The organism is Ruegeria lacuscaerulensis, from assembly GCF_013033355.1.
Lineage (GTDB): Bacteria > Pseudomonadota > Alphaproteobacteria > Rhodobacterales > Rhodobacteraceae > Ruegeria > Ruegeria lacuscaerulensis_A.
This window is the reverse complement of record NZ_WQDY01000007.1, coordinates 112,821-132,454: the sequence shown is the minus strand read 5'-3', so window position 1 is coordinate 132,454 and position 19,634 is coordinate 112,821. Positions and strand designations below refer to the sequence as shown.

Annotated in this window: 19 protein-coding genes; 8 read left to right on the top strand and 11 right to left on the bottom strand. The window is 59.5% G+C overall.

From position 1 onward, the window contains the following. Positions 1–40: 40 nt before the first annotated feature. A complete protein-coding gene (locus GOW48_RS13705; RefSeq protein WP_170754610.1) occupies positions 41–1,423 on the top strand; it encodes an adenylate/guanylate cyclase domain-containing protein in 1,383 nt (460 codons plus the stop codon). Positions 1,424–1,501: 78 nt separating this feature from the next. Here GOW48_RS13705 and GOW48_RS13700 read toward each other — a convergent pair whose 3' ends face one another. Further along, positions 1,502–2,638, bottom strand: a complete 1,137-nt coding sequence (locus GOW48_RS13700; protein WP_170754609.1) for an alkane 1-monooxygenase — start codon at positions 2,636–2,638, stop codon at positions 1,502–1,504. A 61-nt stretch (positions 2,639–2,699) separates the two neighbouring features. Then, on the bottom strand, positions 2,700–3,755 hold the full coding sequence (mutY, locus tag GOW48_RS13695) for an A/G-specific adenine glycosylase (RefSeq protein WP_170754608.1): 1,056 nt from the start codon (positions 3,753–3,755) through the stop codon (positions 2,700–2,702). A gap of 81 nt (positions 3,756–3,836) precedes the next feature. Between mutY and GOW48_RS13690 the strand changes: the two genes are divergently transcribed. After that, positions 3,837–4,343: a DUF721 domain-containing protein gene (locus tag GOW48_RS13690; RefSeq protein ID WP_170754607.1), complete on the top strand. Its 507-nt coding sequence runs from the start codon at positions 3,837–3,839 to the stop codon at positions 4,341–4,343. A 14-nt stretch (positions 4,344–4,357) separates the two neighbouring features. After that, positions 4,358–5,014 (top strand): DsbA family protein, encoded by a 657-nt coding sequence (locus tag GOW48_RS13685; RefSeq protein WP_170754605.1) that lies wholly within the window; start codon positions 4,358–4,360, stop codon positions 5,012–5,014. Positions 5,015–5,047: 33 nt separating this feature from the next. Here GOW48_RS13685 and lpxK read toward each other — a convergent pair whose 3' ends face one another. From lpxK to GOW48_RS13665, 4 genes are read right to left on the bottom strand one after another with little or no spacing between them, the layout of a single operon-like run. Further along, positions 5,048–6,046: a tetraacyldisaccharide 4'-kinase gene (gene lpxK / locus GOW48_RS13680; RefSeq protein WP_170754603.1), complete on the bottom strand. Its 999-nt coding sequence runs from the start codon at positions 6,044–6,046 to the stop codon at positions 5,048–5,050. Then, positions 6,033–7,268, bottom strand: coding sequence for a 3-deoxy-D-manno-octulosonic acid transferase (locus GOW48_RS13675; RefSeq protein WP_170754601.1), 1,236 nt, complete (start codon positions 7,266–7,268; stop codon positions 6,033–6,035). Before GOW48_RS13675 ends, lpxK begins: the two co-directional genes overlap by 14 nt. After that, positions 7,265–8,065, bottom strand: a complete 801-nt coding sequence (locus GOW48_RS13670) for an inositol monophosphatase family protein (RefSeq protein WP_170754599.1) — start codon at positions 8,063–8,065, stop codon at positions 7,265–7,267. The genes GOW48_RS13675 and GOW48_RS13670 overlap by 4 nt, the downstream gene beginning before the upstream one ends. Next, positions 8,052–9,398 (bottom strand): TldD/PmbA family protein, encoded by a 1,347-nt coding sequence (locus tag GOW48_RS13665; protein WP_170754597.1) that lies wholly within the window; start codon positions 9,396–9,398, stop codon positions 8,052–8,054. The genes GOW48_RS13670 and GOW48_RS13665 overlap by 14 nt, the downstream gene beginning before the upstream one ends. A 214-nt stretch (positions 9,399–9,612) precedes the next feature. On the opposite strand from GOW48_RS13665, the gene GOW48_RS13660 reads away from it, so the two are divergent. Continuing rightward, entirely contained in the window at positions 9,613–10,293 is a 681-nt protein-coding gene (locus GOW48_RS13660; protein WP_214648669.1) for an FkbM family methyltransferase, read from the top strand. A gap of 35 nt (positions 10,294–10,328) precedes the next feature. On the opposite strand, the gene GOW48_RS13655 is transcribed toward GOW48_RS13660, so the two are convergent. Beyond that, positions 10,329–11,852: a DUF2125 domain-containing protein gene (locus tag GOW48_RS13655; RefSeq protein ID WP_170754593.1), complete on the bottom strand. Its 1,524-nt coding sequence runs from the start codon at positions 11,850–11,852 to the stop codon at positions 10,329–10,331. 139 nt (positions 11,853–11,991) lie between these two features. On the opposite strand from GOW48_RS13655, the gene GOW48_RS13650 reads away from it, so the two are divergent. Genes GOW48_RS13650 through GOW48_RS13640 form a run of 3 tightly spaced genes read left to right on the top strand, consistent with a single transcriptional unit; the run spans position 11,992 to position 14,074 of the window. Further along, a complete protein-coding gene (locus tag GOW48_RS13650) occupies positions 11,992–12,735 on the top strand; it encodes an SDR family oxidoreductase (RefSeq protein ID WP_234899502.1) in 744 nt (247 codons plus the stop codon). After that, entirely contained in the window at positions 12,732–13,340 is a 609-nt protein-coding gene (locus GOW48_RS13645; protein WP_170754589.1) for an enoyl-CoA hydratase/isomerase family protein, read from the top strand. Before GOW48_RS13650 ends, GOW48_RS13645 begins: the two co-directional genes overlap by 4 nt. Further along, positions 13,337–14,074 (top strand): VOC family protein, encoded by a 738-nt coding sequence (locus tag GOW48_RS13640; protein ID WP_170754587.1) that lies wholly within the window; start codon positions 13,337–13,339, stop codon positions 14,072–14,074. The genes GOW48_RS13645 and GOW48_RS13640 overlap by 4 nt, the downstream gene beginning before the upstream one ends. Here the strand turns inward: GOW48_RS13640 and GOW48_RS13635 are convergent, their stop codons facing one another. Beyond that, positions 14,075–14,371: an HNH endonuclease gene (locus GOW48_RS13635; RefSeq protein WP_170754586.1), complete on the bottom strand. Its 297-nt coding sequence runs from the start codon at positions 14,369–14,371 to the stop codon at positions 14,075–14,077. It abuts the gene before it with no gap. Between the two features lie 45 nt (positions 14,372–14,416). On the opposite strand from GOW48_RS13635, the gene GOW48_RS13630 reads away from it, so the two are divergent. Further along, positions 14,417–15,595, top strand: a complete 1,179-nt coding sequence (locus tag GOW48_RS13630; protein WP_170754584.1) for a TIGR03862 family flavoprotein — start codon at positions 14,417–14,419, stop codon at positions 15,593–15,595. Here the strand turns inward: GOW48_RS13630 and holA are convergent. The 3 genes from holA to leuS are packed head-to-tail and all read right to left on the bottom strand — an operon-like array spanning position 15,592 to position 19,629. Beyond that, on the bottom strand, positions 15,592–16,620 hold the full coding sequence (gene holA / locus GOW48_RS13625) for a DNA polymerase III subunit delta (RefSeq protein WP_170754582.1): 1,029 nt from the start codon (positions 16,618–16,620) through the stop codon (positions 15,592–15,594). The two genes, GOW48_RS13630 and holA, sit on opposite strands and share 4 nt — an antisense overlap. Beyond that, on the bottom strand, positions 16,617–17,108 hold the full coding sequence (lptE, locus tag GOW48_RS13620) for an LPS assembly lipoprotein LptE (RefSeq protein ID WP_170754580.1): 492 nt from the start codon (positions 17,106–17,108) through the stop codon (positions 16,617–16,619). Before lptE ends, holA begins: the two co-directional genes overlap by 4 nt. Further along, on the bottom strand, positions 17,095–19,629 hold the full coding sequence (gene leuS, locus GOW48_RS13615; protein ID WP_170754578.1) for a leucine--tRNA ligase: 2,535 nt from the start codon (positions 19,627–19,629) through the stop codon (positions 17,095–17,097). Before leuS ends, lptE begins: the two co-directional genes overlap by 14 nt. Positions 19,630–19,634: the final 5 nt, after the last annotated feature.

The following is a 19,634-nucleotide window of genomic DNA, read 5'->3' as shown; positions in this document are numbered from 1 at the left end:
AATTCGATATAGCCCGCCGCGCACCGAGGGAGCCTCAGCCATGTCGGATACCACAGCCAGCGAATCCCGGTTTGGCCGGTTTTTTGTGACACAACCAGACAGCTACGATCTGGACAACAAATACACCGAGGCCGCGCTGGAAAAGCACAAACGCGAAGGGTTGGAACTGGCCGTACGCGCACGTTGGGTCGCGATGGGACTAACCGGTGTGCTTTTGGTCTTTCTGAATCCCCAGTGGGAGGTGATGTGGTATCATTTCATTCTACTGCTGATCTGCGCAAACGGTTGGTTCATCCGACGTGCGGGCCGTGTCGGGCAATCGCGGGTCGAACTGCTTTTGATCTTTGTGGATCTTCTGATCATGACGCTGGGCATGATCATCCCGAACCCGTTCAGCGACGACGTCCGGCCACTGGCCATGCAGTACAGGTTCGATAACTTTCAGTATTTCTTCATTATTCTGGCGGCGGGAACACTTGCTTATTCCTGGCGGACAGTTGTGGCAATCGGGTCGTGGACTGCGATGATGTGGACGATCGGCTGGATCGTTGCGTGGTGGGTTGCGACTCCGATCCCTGGTCTCAGCGAGCGGGTTGCTCAGGCGTTGGCTGGCTATCCTGACGTGGCCGAGTTCATGGACCCAAACAGCTTTATGCCGTCGCTGCGCATTCAGCAGGTCATTGTGTTCGTGATGGTTGCCGTGACGTTGGGTATCTCGATGCGACGGCTGAACCGGTTGTTGATGACAAATGCCGGGTTGGAGCGGGAGCGCGCCAACCTGTCGCGCTATTTTTCGCCCAATGTGGTGGAAGAGCTGAGCCAAAATGATGAGCCGCTCAAACAGGTGCGCAAGGAAAATGTCGCGGTTTTGTTCATAGATATCGTTGGGTTTACCAAATACGCGGCCGGGCGCGATCCATATGAAGTGATCGAAGTCCTACGCGGGTTTCATGCCCGGATGGAGACCGAGGTGTTTCGTCACCACGGCACGTTGGACAAGTATCTGGGGGACGGGTTGATGGCCACGTTCGGAACTCCGGTGCCCACGCCGCTGGACGCCAGTAATGCTGTGGCTTGCGCGCGGGACATGGTGGGGGTCATCAACCGTTGGAATGTTGAAAGACGGCGGCTGGGCGAGCCGGAAATACGGGTTGGGATCGGTGTTCATTACGGCTCGGTCGTATTGGGAGATATTGGGGCGAACCGGTTGGAATTTGCCGTCATAGGCGATGCGGTGAACGTGGCCGCAAAACTAGAGGCGCTGACCCGCGATTTTGACGTCAAAGTGGTGCTGAGTGACGAGGTTTGTACCCAGCTTTCCGAGGAAGGATCAAACGCTGCGACTTTGACCGAAGGATTTGTGCGACATACGGGTCAGAGCGTGCGGGGTGTAGAACATCCGATGGATATTTGGGTGATGTAGGTGCTCCCGCCAGTCTGCACGGCATCAAAGATGCCCTAAAGACAGTTGGGCCGCGCAGCGCGCGGGAGCGCGCTGCGGTCATGCGGAGGGCAACGGGTTTCGCGACTTATTGTAGGGCGTCCAGTCGGTTATCTCGGGGTAGTATTGCCGCCTCCATGCCTTGACACGGGGGTTCATCACGCGCCTCCACAGGGGCGGTATCATGGCGGCAACAGTCATAACGGGATAGCCGTAGGGCAATTGCGGCGCTGCGTCCTGTGAATGGTGTTGCAGCAGGGGAAAGCGGCGGTTGGGTTTGTAGTGGTGGTCCGAGTGGCGCTGTAAATTGATCAGCAGCCAGTTCGACGCCTTTTGCGAGGCATTCCACGAGTGGCGCGGCTGGACATGCTCGTATTTGCCCTCGCCCAGGTGTTTCCGGGTCAGGCCGTAGTGTTCGACATAATTCACCAGCTCCAGTTGCCAGATCGCAACGCCCGCCTGAATCAGGAACAAGGCAAGGCCGGAAAGACCTCCGATCAGCAGGGCCAGCAGCAGCATTCCTGCCTGCAACGCCCAATAGCGCCAGAACGGGTTTGCGGGGTCTGTCCAAGGGCGATCTTTGCGGGCCAGCTTGTCGCGCTCGGCGCGGAAGGCCGAGGTCAGGCATTGCCACAGGACACGAGGGTAAAAGCGATGGAAGCCTTCGTTATATCGGGCTGTGACAGGATCTCGGGGGGTGCCGACAAAGCGGTGATGGACCAGCAGGTGTTCCGATCGGAAATGTGAATACAGCACCATCGCCAGCAAGATATCACCCAGCCAGCGCTCAGCCCGACCTTTCTGGTGCATCAGCTCGTGGCTGTAATTGATCCCGATCGTGCCCGAGATCACGCCCATGCCAAAGAACAGCCCGATCTTGGACGCCGTGGACAGGTGGTCTGTATGTGTCGCGAACCAGATCAACCCGAACAGGGTCAGGAACTGAACCGGCACCCACGCTTTGGTCAACAGGATATACCAGTGCAGCGCAGTGTCGGGAGTGTCGGGGTCGGCGTTGCTGAGTTCCAGCCCGGTTAGCTTATCCAGTGCGGCAAAGGCCCACCATGTTGAAAGTGGCACCAAAACCACCCACCACCCGCCTAGAACAGCAGTGACCCAGATCAGTGGGATTAGCAGGAATGAAACCCAGAACGGCAGGGCTGATTGCCATCGGGACAGGATGTCTGGTGCGATCATGTATCAGGCTCCGCAGAGATTGAGGCGAGTCTAGCCACAGTTCGAATTGCTGTACAACGCGTTATCGACCGCGCCACAGGTCGTGCGCCTTGCGCATTACCGTTGGCAGATCACCTGGGCGAAACTGGTGTTTGTCTAAGATTATCAGACCGTCGGGCGACGTGTCGTCTGGCAGGTCGGTCGTCCAGACGCGCAAGATCAGATGAAAATGAGTGAAGGTGTGGCGCACCTCTGCAGGCAGAACTTGCCAATCGGCAGCAAAAGGGGGCGTTTCGACCGGCGCGTCGGACCAATCAGAGCCAGGCCAGCCTAGCATTCCGCCCAACAGTCCTTTGTCGGGGCGGCGTTCTAGCAAAACGGCCCCGTCTCGTCGCTGGGCGATGTAAACATGGCCGTATCGCGTTGGTTTTGGCTTCTTTGGCGTTTTGCGCGGCAGGTCCGCCTGTGTTCCAGCCTTGCGGGCCCGACAGGGTTCGCGCAAAGGGCAAATTCCACAGGCCGGAGATTTTGGCGCGCAGATCGTTGCGCCTAAATCCATCACGGCCTGAGCATAATCTCCGGGTCGGGCCTGCGGGGTGTGTGCAGCGGCCTTGTCTTTCAGCTGCGGTTTTGAGCCGGGCAGGGGGTCGTGTATGTCGTGCAGCCGTGCCATGACACGTTCGACATTGCCGTCCAGCACCGTCTCGGGGCGATCAAAGGCAATGGCCGAGATAGCGGCGGCAGTATAAGGGCCGATGCCGGGCAGCGTCAGCAAAGCTTCGTAGGTGTCGGGGAACTGACCGCCATGTTCGTCCGCCACCACGCGGGCGCATTTCAGCAGGTTGCGAGCGCGGGCGTAGTATCCCAAGCCAGCCCACTCGCCCATGACCTGATCATCTGGGGCTGCGGCCAGCGCCTGCACCGTGGGCCAACGCGTCGTGAACCGCATGAAATAGTCGCGCACGGCGGCCACGGTGGTCTGTTGCAGCATCACTTCGGACAGCCAGACACGATAGGGGTCGGGCAGCACTCCGGCGGCGCGGTCAGCGGGGCTGACGCGCCACGGCATCTCGCGGGCGTGGCGGTCGTACCAGGCCAGCAATTCGCTGCTGACATCAAATTCACTTGAGTCACGCAATTTTTAATCATCTCCGTGTCGGGTTTCGCTGGCGCCCGGTGTTCTGCCCTCTACAATAGTGGTGCAGGAGTTGGAAACCAGATGCAGCGCAGACGTTCTTCGACCCGCGGGTTCAAACGCACCGCGACATTGCTGAATACGCAGATCAGGCGTGCGGGCGAAAGCCGCGGGTTTGCCGTGTCGCGCATCCTGACTCACTGGGCCGAGATCGTGGGACAGGATATGGCCGCCATCGCGCGGCCTGTGAATGTGGGCTATGGTAAGGGCGGCATGGGGGCGACGCTGACTGTGCTGACCACTGGCCCGCAGGCACCGATGCTTGAGATGCAAAAGGAACAGCTGCGCGGCAAGGTGAACGCGGTCTACGGCTATAACGCCATCAGCCGGGTGCGTATCACCCAGACCGCTCCGACAGGATTTGCCGAGGGGCAAGCCAGTTTCGATCACAAACCGAAGGCGGCGAAACCCATACTGAAACCTGAAATCGCGGCCGAGGCGGACCGGGCAGCGCAAGGCGTCCATGATGGCGATCTGCGTGCAGCCCTTGAACGTCTGGGCCGTAACGTTCTATCCAAACAAAAACGCTGAGAAAGGGCTGATACATGAGCCGTATTGCAACCGGAATTTGCGCGGCCGTCGCCATTGCCGCAGGCAGCTTTTTGCTGTCGTCACCGAACGCGTCATTTTCGCTGATCGGCAGCGCCGAGGCGCAAGAGGCCGAGCTGGACACCTCGACCATCGTCGAGATGACCCTGGGGGCCGAAGACGCACCGGTCGAGATCATCGAATACGCATCCTACACCTGTCCGCATTGCGCGAATTTCCACAAAGGGCCGTATAAGCAGCTCAAGAAGGATTTCATCGACACCGGTAAGGTTAAGTTCACCTACCGCGAGGTTTACTTCGATCGCTACGGCCTGTGGGCCTCGATGGTCGCGCGCTGTGCCGGACCCGATAAATTCTTTGGCATCTCGGACCTGATCTATGAAGGCCAGTCCGAATGGACGCGCGCTGGCGGTCCTGCTGAAATCGTGGATGAACTGCGCAAGATCGGGCGTCTGGCAGGGATCGACAACGATCAGCTTGAAGCCTGTCTGCAGGACGGAGACCGGGCGCGTACTCTGGTCGCTTGGTATCAGGAAAATGCCGAAAAGGATGGTATCCAGTCGACACCTTCGTTCATCGTGAACGGTAGAAAGGTCGACAACCAGTCTTATGACGAGTTCAAGAAGCTGATCGAAGCTGAATTAGGCAGTTAATATGGGTTGGCCGGTCTTAGGACCGGCCGCTACCTACGGCGACGGTGCGATTTTAAGTAGCATCTGCCTGACGTTGTCGGCCTCATTGACACGCAAACGGACGGGCAACGTTATTACTTTGCTGCGAAAGGCGGCGGGCAAACGAACAGCATCTTTTTCCGTTGTGACCATTTGAGCGCCCAACAAACGTGCCTCGTTTTCCAGGCGGGTCATCAACGCCGAGGTCAACGGTTGATGATCGTCCAAGGCTTCGGCCCGCGAGAGTGTCGCGCCTTGATTGCGCAAGGTAGCAAAGAACTTTTCCGGGTGGCCGATACCGGCAAACGCCAATACGGAAGTGTCGCTCCAGTCCATACCCGTTTGCAGAGGCTCGACCGCACCGGTGACATGTGGAACAGTCAAATCCTCTACCCAACGGTCTGAGAATTGGGCCTGCGCATCTGTATCACCCAACGACAAAACCAGATCGGCCCGCTGCAGTCCTACGTCGACCGGTTCGCGCAACGGGCCTGCGGGCAGGCACAGGCCATTCCCGAACCCGCGTTCCGCATCCACAACGATGACCGAGAAATCCTTTGCGACCGAGGGATTTTGAAACCCGTCATCCAGCACAATAACCGTTGCTCCGGCTTGGGCTGCGGCTTTTGCTCCGGCGGCGCGATCTTTGGCGACCCAAACATCGGCGAATGCCGCCAGTAAAAGCGGCTCATCGCCAACATCTGCTGCGGTGTGTTTGCCGGGATCGACGCGAACCGGCCCGTCCAGCGATCCGCCATGGCCGCGGGTCACCACATGGGTCTGATGCCAGGCGTCGCGCAGTTGTTCGATCATCCAGATGACCGTAGGCGTTTTGCCAGTGCCGCCTGCGTTCAGGTTACCGACACATATTACCGGCACACCGGGGGCAAAGCCGGGATCGCTTGCAACGCGGCGAGCGGTTGCTGCCGCATAGAGGTGCCCAAGCGGCGACAGAAGCCGGGCCGCCAATGACGGTTTGTCCGGCGCAGTATTCCAGAAATCAGGTGCTCGCATGATCTTGGCCCCGCTGGTCCAGACTGTCCTGTACAATTTCGATCAGGTGATCCGTTTGCGGAGCGCCTTCTGACACGATTTCCCAACCCGCCAGAGCCATTCTCGCAGCCTCGTCAGGTGCCAGAAGTTCCACCACTGCATCGCCCAGTTCGGTCGCGGTGCGCACCAATCTAGCCGCACCTGCTCTGTTTAGCTGATCATATAGCTGCTGATGACGATGCACGAAAGGTCCGTGAATGACCGCGGATCCCAGAGCAGTTGCTGTCAGCGGATCGCGCCCACCTGAACCCCGTTCAAGCGAGCTGCTCATGAATGCTACGGGTGACAGACGATACCACAGACCCAGATTTTCAGGGTCCGATGTCAGTATAACCTGTGTTGTATCTTCGATTGTCCCTCCGTCGTCCCAATTGACGCATCTAAGGTCCATCGAGAGCAGCCTGCGATGCAGTGGTTCGGTCTCGGACATGTCGGCGACATGTAGGATAAGAGCCAAGCGCGGCAGCATCCGCATTGCCTGGCGGTGCGCGCTGAGGACCGAGATGAATTCCTTGTCCTGAACCCAGGTTGCCAACCACACTGGCCGGCTGGACAGCGCGTGCGTCATTTCGATCAATTCATCTTCGGGCCAGGGACTTGGATTGGGGCTGACGTGCAACGGCGGGGCCGTGTCGACTTTGGAGGCCGGGACGCCGAGCCTGCGAATGTGTCGAACTGTTTCGGGTGATGTGGCAAGAATTGTTTGAAAACAATCAAAGGTGTATCGTGTGATATCGGGCAACCATCGTGCGCCGCGTGCCACGTGGATATCAATCTCGGCTTCGATCAGAATCAGGGGTAGCCCACGTTCTTCAGCGCGGGTGATCACGTTGGGCATTAACCCGCCACCGACCCATAGACCAAGGTCGGGACGCCAATGATCCAGAAATTCTCGTGCGGCACCAGTCTGTTCGGACGGTAGATTGACCAAAGGATGGCTGCTTGCATCCCAACGGATCAGGTCAGCTTGAGGGGGCGCAGTCAACAAGACCGACAGGTTGGGACGAGATTGGCGCAGACGTTGGCAGAAGCCCTCGACCACGCGCTGGCGATCCTGAGAGGCTATATGTATCCAGATCAGCTCACCTTCGGGGCGCGGGATGTAGGGTTTGTCCGTCCCGTTTCGAACGCCCCAGGACAGAACGCGATAGGCCGCAAGGCTAAGAGAGCGCGGTTTGCTCATGCCTGTATTCCTGGGCCTTCCGGAGCTAGTCTTTCCGACAATCGGGTGTGAATCCGCTGACCCGCAGCGATGACCCCGTTCAGGCGCGGATTCGGGTTGTTGAACCGCAATAGGCCTCCAGTACGATCAGTGCAGGCTCCTCCGGCCTCGCGAATGATAAGGTCTCCGGCGGCGATGTCCCATTCCCAGCTCGGGCGTAGGGTCAGCATACCGTCGAACCGCCCCTGCGCCACCAGCGCCAGTCGATAGGCCAAAGACGGACGATAGGTCCGGATGAAGTCTGGCACATCTTGGTTGCGCCAGTGACGCGCGTCCAGATTTGGCTTTGCGGCCAGAATCTGTGAGGTTTCCAAGTCCATGGCGCCGGACACCCTGATCGGCGCGCCGTTAAGCGTGGCCCCCTGTCCTTTGGCTGCGGCGTAAAGCATGTCGCGCAAAGGCAAATAGATCACTGCGGCCGTGACTTCGCCCTGCTGGGCGACCGCAAGCGAATGCGCCCAGGTTTTTGACCCTTCCGCAAAACTGCGGGTTCCGTCGATCGGATCAATGATGAACACGCGATCTTTGGACAGACGCGCCTGCGAGTCTTCGGTTTCTTCGCTGAGCCAACCGTAGTCGGGACGCGCAAAGGGAAGGCGTTGTTCCAGCATTGCGTTCACGGCCAGATCGGCTTCGGTAACTGGGCCGGCTCCGTCGGGTTTGTCCCAGCGTTGCGCAGTTGTGCCAGAGTACCGCGTTGCGATCCTTCCGGCCTCAAGCGCAGCGTCGATCAGCAGTTGCAGGTCAGTTGCCGGCAAGTGTCATCCCTTCGATCAGAACCGACGGCACAACGCGCGACAGGTAAGGTCGTACGTCATTTGCCGGAATGATCCGCCTGAGCATGTCGCGCAGATTGCCCGCAATGGTACATTCGTTGACCGGGTAGGCGATCTGCCCATTTTCGATCCAGAACCCCGAGGCCCCGCGCGAGTAATCGCCAGTATTTGGGTTGATCGTGGACCCGATCATCGACGTGACCAGCAGCCCGGTGCCCATGTCACGCAGCAGGTCTTCGCGGCTTTGTGTACCCTGAGTCAGGCTCAGATTCCAATTGCTGGGCGAAGGTGGGCCAGACACGCCGCGTACCGCGTTCCCGGTCGAGACCATATCCAGTTTGCGCGCACTGGCCAGATCCAATGTCCAGCCAGTCAGGACACCGTTTTCGACAATAGCCCGGCGTTGGGTGGGCAGTCCTTCGGCGTCGAACGGGCGCGATCCGGCAATGCGCGGACGATGCGGGTCTTCGATCAGGGATAAGTGGGCAGGAAGCACCTGCTCTCCCAGACAGTCGGACAGCCACGAAGATCCACGCGCGATGGCGGCTCCGTTGCTTGCACCCAGCAGATGACCGATCAACGAGGACGATATGCGTTCGTCAAACAGGACCGGGAACGTACCGGTCACTGGTTGGCGCGCGCCGACCAGCTGCACAGCCCGTTCACCCGCGCTGCGACCGATGTCATCGGGGCTGCGCAAATCGGACTGGAATGTACGGCTGTCGCCGTCATAGTCGCGCTCCATCCCGGTTCCCTCGCCCGAGATTGCAACGCACGAGGTCGACCGGCTGCTGCGTTCATACCCGCCCGAAAAGCCGTTGGTCGCTGCCAGATGCACGCGGTGAACCCCATAGGCCGCCGCCGCGTCCGATACTTGTGACACGCCTTGCACAGCCAGCGCGGCTGCTTCGGCTGCCAGAGCATCCTTTAGCAAGTCTTCGGCACTCGGCTCGGGCGTTGGATCGAACAACTCAAGTGCCTCTACATCCCAATCAGCTGCCAGCTGATCCGTCCGTGCCAGTCCGGTAAACGGATCCTCGGGTGCTTCTTTCGCCATAGCAACGGCGCGTTCGGCCATGGCTGTCAGGGTCTCGGGGCGGCTGTCAGAACTTGAAACGATCGCTTGACGCTTACCCAGAAACAACCGCAAACCCAGATCAGCCCCTTCCGAGCGTTCCGCATGTTCCAACGCTCCGCCGCGGACTTCGACCGAAACGGATGACCCGTCAAGTACGATGGCGTCTGCAGCGTCTGCTCCGGCCTTGCGGGCGGCGTCCAGCAGATCTTGGCTGATATCTTCGGGCGTGCGGGTCATGAAACCTCCGGTATGGTTGTATTGGACCTAGCCTTGGACAGCTTGTCCCGCAAGGGCTGTGGGTGGATCAGGACCATAGCAGCTGCGTGAAGGGTGCAAAAACTTTTGGTTTTCAGCAAAAAACCGGCTGCTAAGGACTGGGGCATGGGCTAAACCTGATTGCGAAATGAAGGCTCTGCACGGGTTGGCGCAGGGCAAACGGGCAGGGCAGTTTATGCAAGATCTTCTCTCGTTGCGTGGGGTTCGGATACCGAATGAACCGGATGTCATCACGCCTCAGGTTGCACGATCCATCCGCGCAGAACGGTACGAGAAGGACGAGGTGACCGGCCTGCCGAAATTCATCGATCCCGAGGACCGCGTGGTCGAGCTTGGGGCCGGAATCGGGTTCATCTCGTCCTATCTGGCAACCCAGTTGAACGTTCGTCGCGTGATGTGCATCGAGGCCAACCCAACCCTGTGCGACTTTATCGGCCGCGTCCATGCCGCGAACGGAATTGAAGGGGTCGAAGTGCTGAATGCGGTCGCGCTGGCGGACTCGCACGAATTGGGGATGTCGACGTTTTACATTCGTGATCCGTTCTGGTCGTCTTCTTTGGATCCGAAACCCGAGTATGTACAAGAGGTCAGCGTGCCAGAACGGCACTTGTCAGAAATTCTTGGCGACTTCGACGCCAATGTTCTGATTGTCGATATCGAAGGCGGCGAGAAGTACCTGTTCGACGGAGCCAATCTGGCGAATGTGGACAAGGTCTATCTAGAGGTGCACACCCGCAAGATCGGGCTGCGCGGGATAAAAGCGTGTTTCGACCACCTGTCCGCCCTTGGGTTCGCCTATGATCAGCGCGTCAGCAGTGGCGGGTCTGTACTGTTTCGGCGCGTCGGCCGCAGGTAAAGGGGAAGGCCCCGACAGAAGCCTTCCCTCGATGGTTATTTGATACGCTGGCCGTTCGCCAGAATCTGGCCCTCTTCGGTGAATTCAATCTTGGAGTTCAGCGTGTCAGGTTCTTCGCCCGGAACCGCCATAAGACCCATCATCATGCGGGCACCCAATGCGTCGCTGTCCGACATCAGCCCCATGCCGATCAGCGTGTCGATCAACCCGTTCGCGCCAACAAGCTGCAGGTTCGCAGTACCTTTTGGCGTGGGCAGGCCGTCGAAAGCCTCGGTGTTTGCGTTGTCAAAGGCGAAATCGGCATCGCCGGTCAGCTTGGTTCCCACCAGCGAGATCAACAATTCGTTGATCTTCATCGAATGCAGCTCGCCCGGTGCGGTATCGGACAGGGCAAGTGTCTCAACTGCGTTGGGGTCAAAAAAGTTGGTCAGGATTTTCGCCGTACCGGTCGTGTCCAGCGCAATTGTTGCCGGGTCTCGAGGCAGAGCGCCTGCGGGGTCAAAGATGCTCCACAATACGTCAGACATAGTGAAGTCTGTCAGGTTCATCGCAAAGCCAAAGGGTTGAATTTCTTCGGACTCCTGGACCGGGAACTCGAATTTCAAACCCGCATTTTCCATCGCGACTTCGATCGGGAACGGCAGGTCTGCCGTAGTTACAGCCACTTTGGTGCTGTTTTGTTCGATGTCGTACGCCAAGCGCTGCGCGTCCAGGCTGGCGGCTAGGCGCCCGCCTTGGGACTCGCTTCCCAGTGAAAACGCTTGGCCTTCGCTGGTTCCCGCCAAAGCGGATTTGCCTGAGTCGTAGGTGAAGCGGCCGGAAAAGGCGAAGCCGGCATCATAGAAAGCCTGCGGATCAGCGACGTCGAAATCTGATGGAATGACCGTGGTGCCTTCAAACGCGAGTTGTTGAAGCGCACCGTCCACATTGGCCGTCTCGCCGCTTTCGGGATCGTTGAAAACCAGCCCGTATGTCAGGTCGGCGGCTGTAAAGTTCTGGTCAACATCGCGGTTCTCACCGATTTTCATCCGCGAGCTTCCGCTTACGTCGTTCAATGCGATGCTGACGGCCAGCGCGTCCGCGGGCATTTCTTCGCCATTTACGGTAAACCCATCCAACTTGGCCCCAATCGAGCCAGCGGAATAGTCATATGTCATATCCTCGGGCGAGCCCGAGACAACCATCTTGAGGCCGGTATGGGCGTATAGGATTTCGGTCGAGAAAGTCTCGCCACTGCCATCACCCTTCACGGTCATCGGAAAGCTTTCGGGGACGTCTACACTGACGGTGCCGTCTCCGTTTTCGGTCAGGGTCATCTGAGGGACGACCATGTCAAAGGATCCATCCTCTTCTGGCAGAGCCATCGTCATGGTCATATCGGTGACTGTCAGCACATTGCCGTCTGAGGTTTCCTGAGCTTCCACAGTATAGCCCATTTGGGTCAGGTAGGATTTCCAATCATCCCAGACATCCTGCGCGGTGACATCAGCCAGCGCCCCCTGAGAGATTAAGGCATAGGCCAATACAGCACCGCAGCTGCGGTGAAGGAAAACGGACATTATAGAACCCTTCTTGATGAATTTTACAGGCATCGTCGTGTCTGTGACGGCGGGCGTCAAGGGGCAAGGACTGGACCCTTTCCCCCTTCGCGCGGTAGACGTTCACACAATCTCAAAACAACGGAGGTACAGGGTCCACATGCAAGGAAAAACCGTACTGATCACAGGGGCCAGTCGCGGCATTGGGGCCGAGGCGGGGCGCGTTTTTGCCGCAGCCGGGGCGAATGTCGCGCTGGCGGCGCGCAGCCGGGACCAGATTTCTGCACTGGCTTCGGAACTTGGGGACAACGCGATCGCGCTACAATGCGATGTCAGCGTGTTTTCGCAGGTCGAGCAAGCCATTGCCGATTGCGTGGATCGCTTTGGTGGGCTGGACGTGCTGATCGGCAATGCAGGGGTGATTGATCCGATCTTTCACCTTGGAAATGCGGATGCAGATGCGTGGGGCAAGGCCATAGACATAAACCTTAAAGGCGTTTTCCATGGTATGCGTGCGGCTTTGCCGGTCATGCGAGCTGCTGGGGGCGGTACGGTGATCACTGTCTCATCGGGTGCAGCTTCGAACGCCATTGAAGCATGGAGTCACTACTGCGCCTCGAAAGCGGGGGCAAAGATGCTGACGGAGTGCTTGCATCTTGAGGAATCAATGCACGGCATCCGCGCTATAGGCCTGTCGCCGGGTACTGTGGCCACTGAAATGCAGCGGGTGATTAAGGCCAGCGGCATCAATGCGGTCAGCCAACTGGATTGGAGCGATCATATCCCGGCCGACTGGCCCGCACGGGCGTTGCTTTGGATGTGTTCAAAGGATGCCGATGAGTTTTTGGGCACCGAGATTTCCCTGCGGCGGGAAGACATTCGAAAAAGGGTAGGTCTGACGTGATCGAACTGACACAGGTGGATGGTCTTTGGACCGTTACACTTAACAATCCCGACAAAGCCAACGCGCTGACCGGGGCCATGCTAACCGAACTCTGCCAGATTGCCGAGGCGGCAACCGATGCCCGCGCTCTGATCCTGACCGGGAACGGCAAGGTTTTCAGTGCGGGCGCTGATCTGGACGAAGCGCGGGCCGGTCTTGCAACTTCGGATCTGTGGGAGAGGCTTTCGGGGGCCATAGCTGCTTTGCCCTGTCTGACCGTCGCTGCACTGAACGGAACACTGGCCGGTGGGGCCAATGGCATGGTGCTGGCCTGCGACATCCGAATTGCGGTGCCGAACGCCAAGTTTTTCTATCCGGTCATGAAGCTAGGTTTTCTGCCGCAACCGTCCGATCCCGGTCGCATGGCGGCTCTGATCGGACCATCGCGTACGAAGATGATCTTGATGGCCGGGCAAAAGATCACCGCCAAGGACGCCTATGATTTCGGTCTTGTCGACCGCGTGGTCGAGCCAGACGCATTGATGCCAACAGCTTTGGAACTGGTTGCGGACAGCGTGGCCGCCGACCCGGAAACTGCCGCGGGTATCGCGGCGCTGTGCCCATGAGGCTGTCTGCTGTAAGGTTGCGTGTTGCCGATCCTGACCGGTTGGCGGCGTTCTACGGTGATACGCTGGGCATGTCCGCGCGTTCTCAGGGCGTTAGTCAGCGTGTGGGGTATACTGGTTTGGATGCTGACCTGGTCCTGATGCCCGGCGGCGGCGGGTACAGTCACGACCGCGGGCAACGGTATTGGAAGATCGGTGTCACAGTACCGGATCTCGATCTGGCGGTTAACGCTTTGCGCGCAAAGGGGGTCGAGGTTTCGGACCCCAAGCAGTTTCTGGACATCGGTTACCTGTGCCACCTGCAAGACCCCGAAGGGTTTGTGATCGAAGTGTTGCAGCATGATTTCGAAGGCAACCGGCCAGACAATGCCGCAAGCCCCGACGCGCCCTTTGCTGATGCGCGGATTGGGCAGATCACGTTGCGTACTGGCGATATCGCGGCCGAAGATGCGTTTTGCCGCGCGCAGGGCATGCGCTTACTGTCGATGCAGGATGTGGCACAGTACGGGTTTGATCTGCATTTCTATGCGTTTTCAGAAGATACACCGCCAAACGCGGATTTATGGTCCGTGGAAAACCGCGAATGGCTTTGGAAACGCCCCTATACGACGTTGGAATTTCAGCACCTCGCTGGTGCCCAGTTTGCCCCTGTTCCTGATTACCGCGGGTTGGAGTTTGAAGGGATCGACACGCCCCTTGCGGATGCATTTGGTGATCGGGTCTGGCCGGCTTGATCAGCGCCCGCGTCGCTTGCCCGGCACTTTCGAGCGGAATCCGGGCGGGCGTTTGCGGACCCAGCTCAGGAATTTCTCAAGTCGGGGATGCGCGCGCAGAGTTTCGACCGTGTTATAGCTGCGGGCCAGTTCGGCCTCGGACAGGGTGGCGTGGACCTCTTTGTGGCAGATGATATGCAGCAAAATCGTAGGTCCGCCCTTGCCCCCTTTGAGTTTTGGGATCAGATGGTGCAGGCTGCCGCCCCCGTCTGGGATGGGGCGGTCACATAGCGGGCAGATGGGATCGCGATCTGACATAGGGCAGAATGTGCGCCCGCAGATGCGAAAAGCAAGAGGACGGCAATGGCGCAAGCGGTGGTAATCGGGGCCGGTCCTGCCGGTCTGATGGCGGCAGAGCAGCTGGCCGCAGCGGGCCATGATGTGCTGGTGGCCGAGGCCAAGCCATCGGTCGCGCGTAAGTTCCTGATGGCAGGAAAATCCGGTCTGAACCTAACCAAGGATGAACCGCTCCAGACGCTGATGCCCAACTATGGCAGTGCGGCGGATTGGCTGCATCCGATGGTGGCCGAATTTGACTCAGATGCCGTGCAAGACTGGGCGCGCGGGCTGGGGCAAGAGCTGTTCACCGGCTCGACCGGGCGAGTGTTTCCCAGCGCTATGAAAGCCTCGCCATTGTTGCGGTCATGGTTGCGACGGTTGGATGAAGCGGGTGTGCAGATAAGAACCCGCTGGCGCTGGCTGGGCTGGGATGGCAACGCGCTGTCGTTTGACACGCCAGAGGGAGTGCAGGCAATTGCAACTGACGTCACCGTTCTGGCGTTGGGTGGGGCAAGCTGGGCGCGGCTGGGGTCGGATGGGCACTGGGCGCAGGTACTGGCAGAGAAAGGTGTGGCGCCGGCCCCGTTTGAACCGGCGAACTCTGCCTTGTCGGTGGCGTGGAGCCCCCATATGCAACCTCATTTTGGCAAGGCGCTGAAAGCGGTGCGCTGGCTGGCCGGAGAGCTGGAAAGCCGCGGGGAAGCCACGATTTCCGCCACCGGGTTGGAGGGCGGGGGCCTTTATTCCCTGACCCCGGCCTTGCGTTCAGGCGCGGACTTACATGTTGATCTGTTGCCTGATCTGGACGCGGCGACCTTGCAGGCGCGGCTTGCCGCAAAAAGCGCGAAAACCACGTTCACGCAATGGATGAAAAAGGCGCTGAAACTGCCGCCGCAGAAAATCGCTCTGTTTCACGAGATGTCCAAGCAAGCTGCCGTGTCGCAAGGACATGAGGTGGCGGCGCTCAAACGCCTGCCCATCGTGGGCGCACGCCTGCGCCCGATGGACGAGGCGATCTCAACTGCAGGCGGGGTCCAGCGAGACGCGTTGGATGGCCACCTGATGCTAACGGCCAAACCCGGTGTGTTCTGCGCCGGAGAGATGCTGGATTGGGAGGCCCCGACCGGGGGCTATCTGTTGACCGGCTGTCTGGCCACTGGCCGCTGGGCTGGGCGCGGGGCCGTTCGGTGGCTGGATCGCTAGCGCGACCGGGCCAGCATCGCCAGACGGATCATGGCACGTTCAACCAAAGCCATCGCGGGCGCAGTTTGCCCGGCTGACCGCAAGGACAGATCCGTATCGGTCAGAACGGTCAGCGCGGTTTGAAGTTTTGGCGCGCCCCAGCCCTGCGCTTGCCGCAATATCCGGTCGCGCCGCTTGCCATAGACCGGCGGACGCAGCTTGCCGATGCCCTGCGCAGCCCCTCCGGGGTCCGAGGCGCAGGCATACAGAGTTCGAAAATGCCGTGTCGCGCCGATGCACAAGCTGACCGCGTTGGTACCCTGCGACTGCAGACGCCGGATCAGAGGGCCGATTTCGCCTGCCCGACCTTCGGCCACCACGTTCAGAACATCGTCCAGCGCTGCCTCGGTTGAGCGTGGCGCGCAGGCCTCGATATCCTCAATGCTTAGCTCGGCGCTGTCGCCACGTTTGTACAGCGACAGTTTCTCGATCGTCTGGGCAAAGTCGCCCGGGCTGATACCGGTGGCCAGCTCGGCCAGTGCCGACATTGCTTCGTGCGGGATATTCTGCAACCCGGACTGACCTAAGATCCTTTCGATTTCTCCGCGCGAGGGCGGGTCGTCGTAAATGCCCACCGCATAGGCCGAGGTATGACCCTCGAACGCCTTGCGGATTTTCGAACTGGGCTTCAACTGGCCTGCCGTGACGATGATCTGAGCATCGCCAGGGGCCCAATCCTGAAGCGCGGCAATGATCGCGGGGGCGGCAACATCGGTGGTGTCTTCGACAAAGACAGCGCGCGTGCCGGGGAAAAAGCCCACTGCCTTTACCGCATCCAGCAACAGTGCGGGATCGCCGCGCAGGTCGCCCCCCGGCATTCGGGTGAGGCGCATTTCCTCTTCGGCGTTCGCGCCGAGCAAGGCGGCCAGAACCTGTTGGCGCTTCAATGCCACTCGCATCGCGTCCGCGCCATAGATAAGCAGCCCGGCCTTGTCGGTGTCGGGCCGCGCAAAATACCCCTCAGCCTCGCGCGGGCTGAGCTTCATTGCGCAAGATCCGGTGTCGCGTAAAGCCGACTGATGATCTGATCTGACAGAATCACCATCAGACGTTCATTCGCGTCCCGTTCATCCGCCAGTTCGGATACCGTCGATCCTGCGGCCGAGAAACCTACGAAATCCGCGACCGAGCCAGAGGTGATCACCTGGCCCGTCGCATTGGATCTGAGTGCGAAATCCGCTCGCCCTTCGATCGTGTAACGATCCGTTTCATTCGTTTGCGTAATCGCCGCCCGTCGACGGACGGTCGACACATTGACGTTCAGCGCGTAGTCCGAGCCCGAACTTGCAGTGCGGCCCAGCCTTTGTTCCAGATTTTGAACCAGAAGATAGCTGTTGACCGAGTTAGGGGCAGAAACCTCGACCCTGCCATTCAGAGCCGAACCCGATCCGCCGGGGGCGTAAACAGGCTCGAACCCGCAAGCGGCCAGCGCCAGCGGTAATAACAAAAGGGTTCTGCGATCAAACAACGACATTCACGATCCGGCCCGGCACAACGATCACCTTTTTCGGCGCATTGCCATCCAGCGCCTTTTGCACAGCTTCGGTGCTGAGCGCGATTTTTTCAACCTCTGCCTTGTCCATATCCTTGGGAACGCTGATTTCCGCACGGCGCTTGCCGTTGATCTGAATGGGCAGGGTGACGGTGTCATCGACCAGCATCGCTTCATCAGCGATGGGCCACGGCGCGGTGGCGACCAGACCTTCGCCGCCCAGCAGCTGCCACAGTTCTTCGGACAGGTGCGGGGTCATCGGCGACATCAGTTGCGCCAGCGTCTTGGCGGCCTGACGTTTGGCATCGGTGCCGGCCTTGGACTTCGCCAACGTGTTGGTGAAGGCATAGAGCTTGGCGATGGATGCGTTGAACCCAAAGGATTCGACCCCGCCCGACACGTCATGGATCGCCTTATGCATCTCACGCAGAAGGGTTTCGTCTTCTCCGTTGGCTGGAACGTCCGACTCGGCGATTTCCGATGCGATGCGATGTACACGGCTGAGATGTTTGAACGCGGCCTCAGCCCCGGATGCGGTCCACTCCACATCGCGTTCGGGCGGCGAATCGGACAGTACGAACCAGCGCGCGGTATCTGCGCCGAAGGCCGAGATGATGCTGACCGGATCCACCACGTTCTTCTTGGATTTCGACATTTTGGCCGAGGGGATGATCTCGACCTCGGTGCCGTCGGCCAGTTTGCCGTCGGTCACGTCCTCTGGCAGGTGATAGACCGGGCGGCCATTGGCGTCGCGGGTCTGATAGATTTCGTGAGTCACCATGCCCTGCGTGAAAAGCGCGTCGAATGGCTCGATGGCTTTCTTCGGCAGGTGGCCGGTGATCTGCATCGCGCGGGCGAAGAATCGCGAATAGAGCAGGTGCAGAATCGCGTGCTCGATGCCGCCGATATACTGATCGACATTCATCCAGTATTCGGCCTCGGCCAGATCAGTGGGGGTTTCCGCGCACGGCGCGGTGAAGCGGGCGAAATACCAAGACGAATCGACGAACGTGTCCATCGTGTCGGTTTCACGCTTGGCCGGGGCCCCGCACTTTGGGCATCCGCAGTCGCGCCAGGTCGGGTGACGATCCAGCGGGTTGCCGGGTTTGTCGAATGTCACATCATCGGGCAGGCGAACTGGCAGGTTCTCTTTCTTCTCGGGCACCACGCCGCAGGCATCGCAATGCACGACGGGAATCGGGCAGCCCCAGTAGCGCTGGCGGCTCAAACCCCAGTCGCGCAGGCGATATTTGGTGACACCTTCGCCCCAGCCCGCCTTTTCGGCGAAATCGACGGTGGTGTTGATGGCCTCATCACCCGTCGCCTCGGTCAGGCCGGCGAAGTGTTTCACCCAGCGGACTTTCTCGGTTTTCGGCGGAACGAAAGCGATCTTGTCGACCGGGGTGTCATCGTCCAGTGCAAAGAACGTATCGACCACCGGCAGACCGTATTTGCGGCAGAAGTCCAAATCACGCTGGTCATGGGCTGGGCAGGCAAAGATTGCGCCGGTGCCGTAATCCATCAGGATGAAGTTCGCGATCCAGACTGGCAGTTCCCAATTCGGGTCCAGCGGGTGTTTGACGGTGATGCCGGTGTCATAGCCCAGCTTTTCTGCGGTCTCGATGGCCTCTTCCGTGGTGCCGCCCTTGCGGCATTCGGCTACGAATTCAGCGACTTCGGCGTTTTCAGCCTCCAGCTGCTTGGCAATCGGGTGATCGGGCGAGATGCCGACAAAAGACGCGCCCATCAGCGTATCGGGGCGAGTCGTGTAGACGGTGATCGGCTCGGCACCATCGGTGCGTTCAAAACTGAACTGCAGGCCGCGCGATTTGCCGATCCAGTTTTCCTGCATCAACCGCACCTTGGCGGGCCAGTTTTCCAGTGTGTCCAGCGCGCCGAGCAATTCTTCGGAATAGTCGCTGATCTTAAAGAACCACTGGGTCAGTTCACGCCGCTCGACCAGAGCGCCCGAGCGCCAGCCGCGCCCGTTTTCCACCTGTTCATTGGCCAGAACGGTCATGTCGACCGGATCCCAGTTCACCACGGCGTTTTTGCGATAGACCAGCCCGGCCTCAAGCATATCCAGAAACAACGCCTGTTGCTGGCCGTAATATTCCGGGTCACAAGTGGCGAATTCGCGCGACCAGTCGATCGACAGGCCAAGCGGTTTCATTTGCCCTCGCATGTCGGCGATGTTGCCGTAGGTCCAGTCTTTGGGATGGCCGCCGATAGCCATCGCAGCGTTCTCGGCAGGCATCCCGAATGCGTCCCAGCCCATTGGATGCAGCACGTTGTGCCCAGTCGCCAGTTTGTGCCGCGCGATCACGTCGCCCATCGTGTAGTTGCGTACGTGTCCCATATGGATTCGGCCAGACGGGTAGGGGAACATCTCAAGCACGTAGTATTTCGGCTTGTCCGCCTTGTGATTAGCGGCAAAGATTCCGGCCTTGTCCCAGGCCTCTTGCCATTTTGCTTCAATTTCGTTGGCCGAATAGCGCGACATCATGC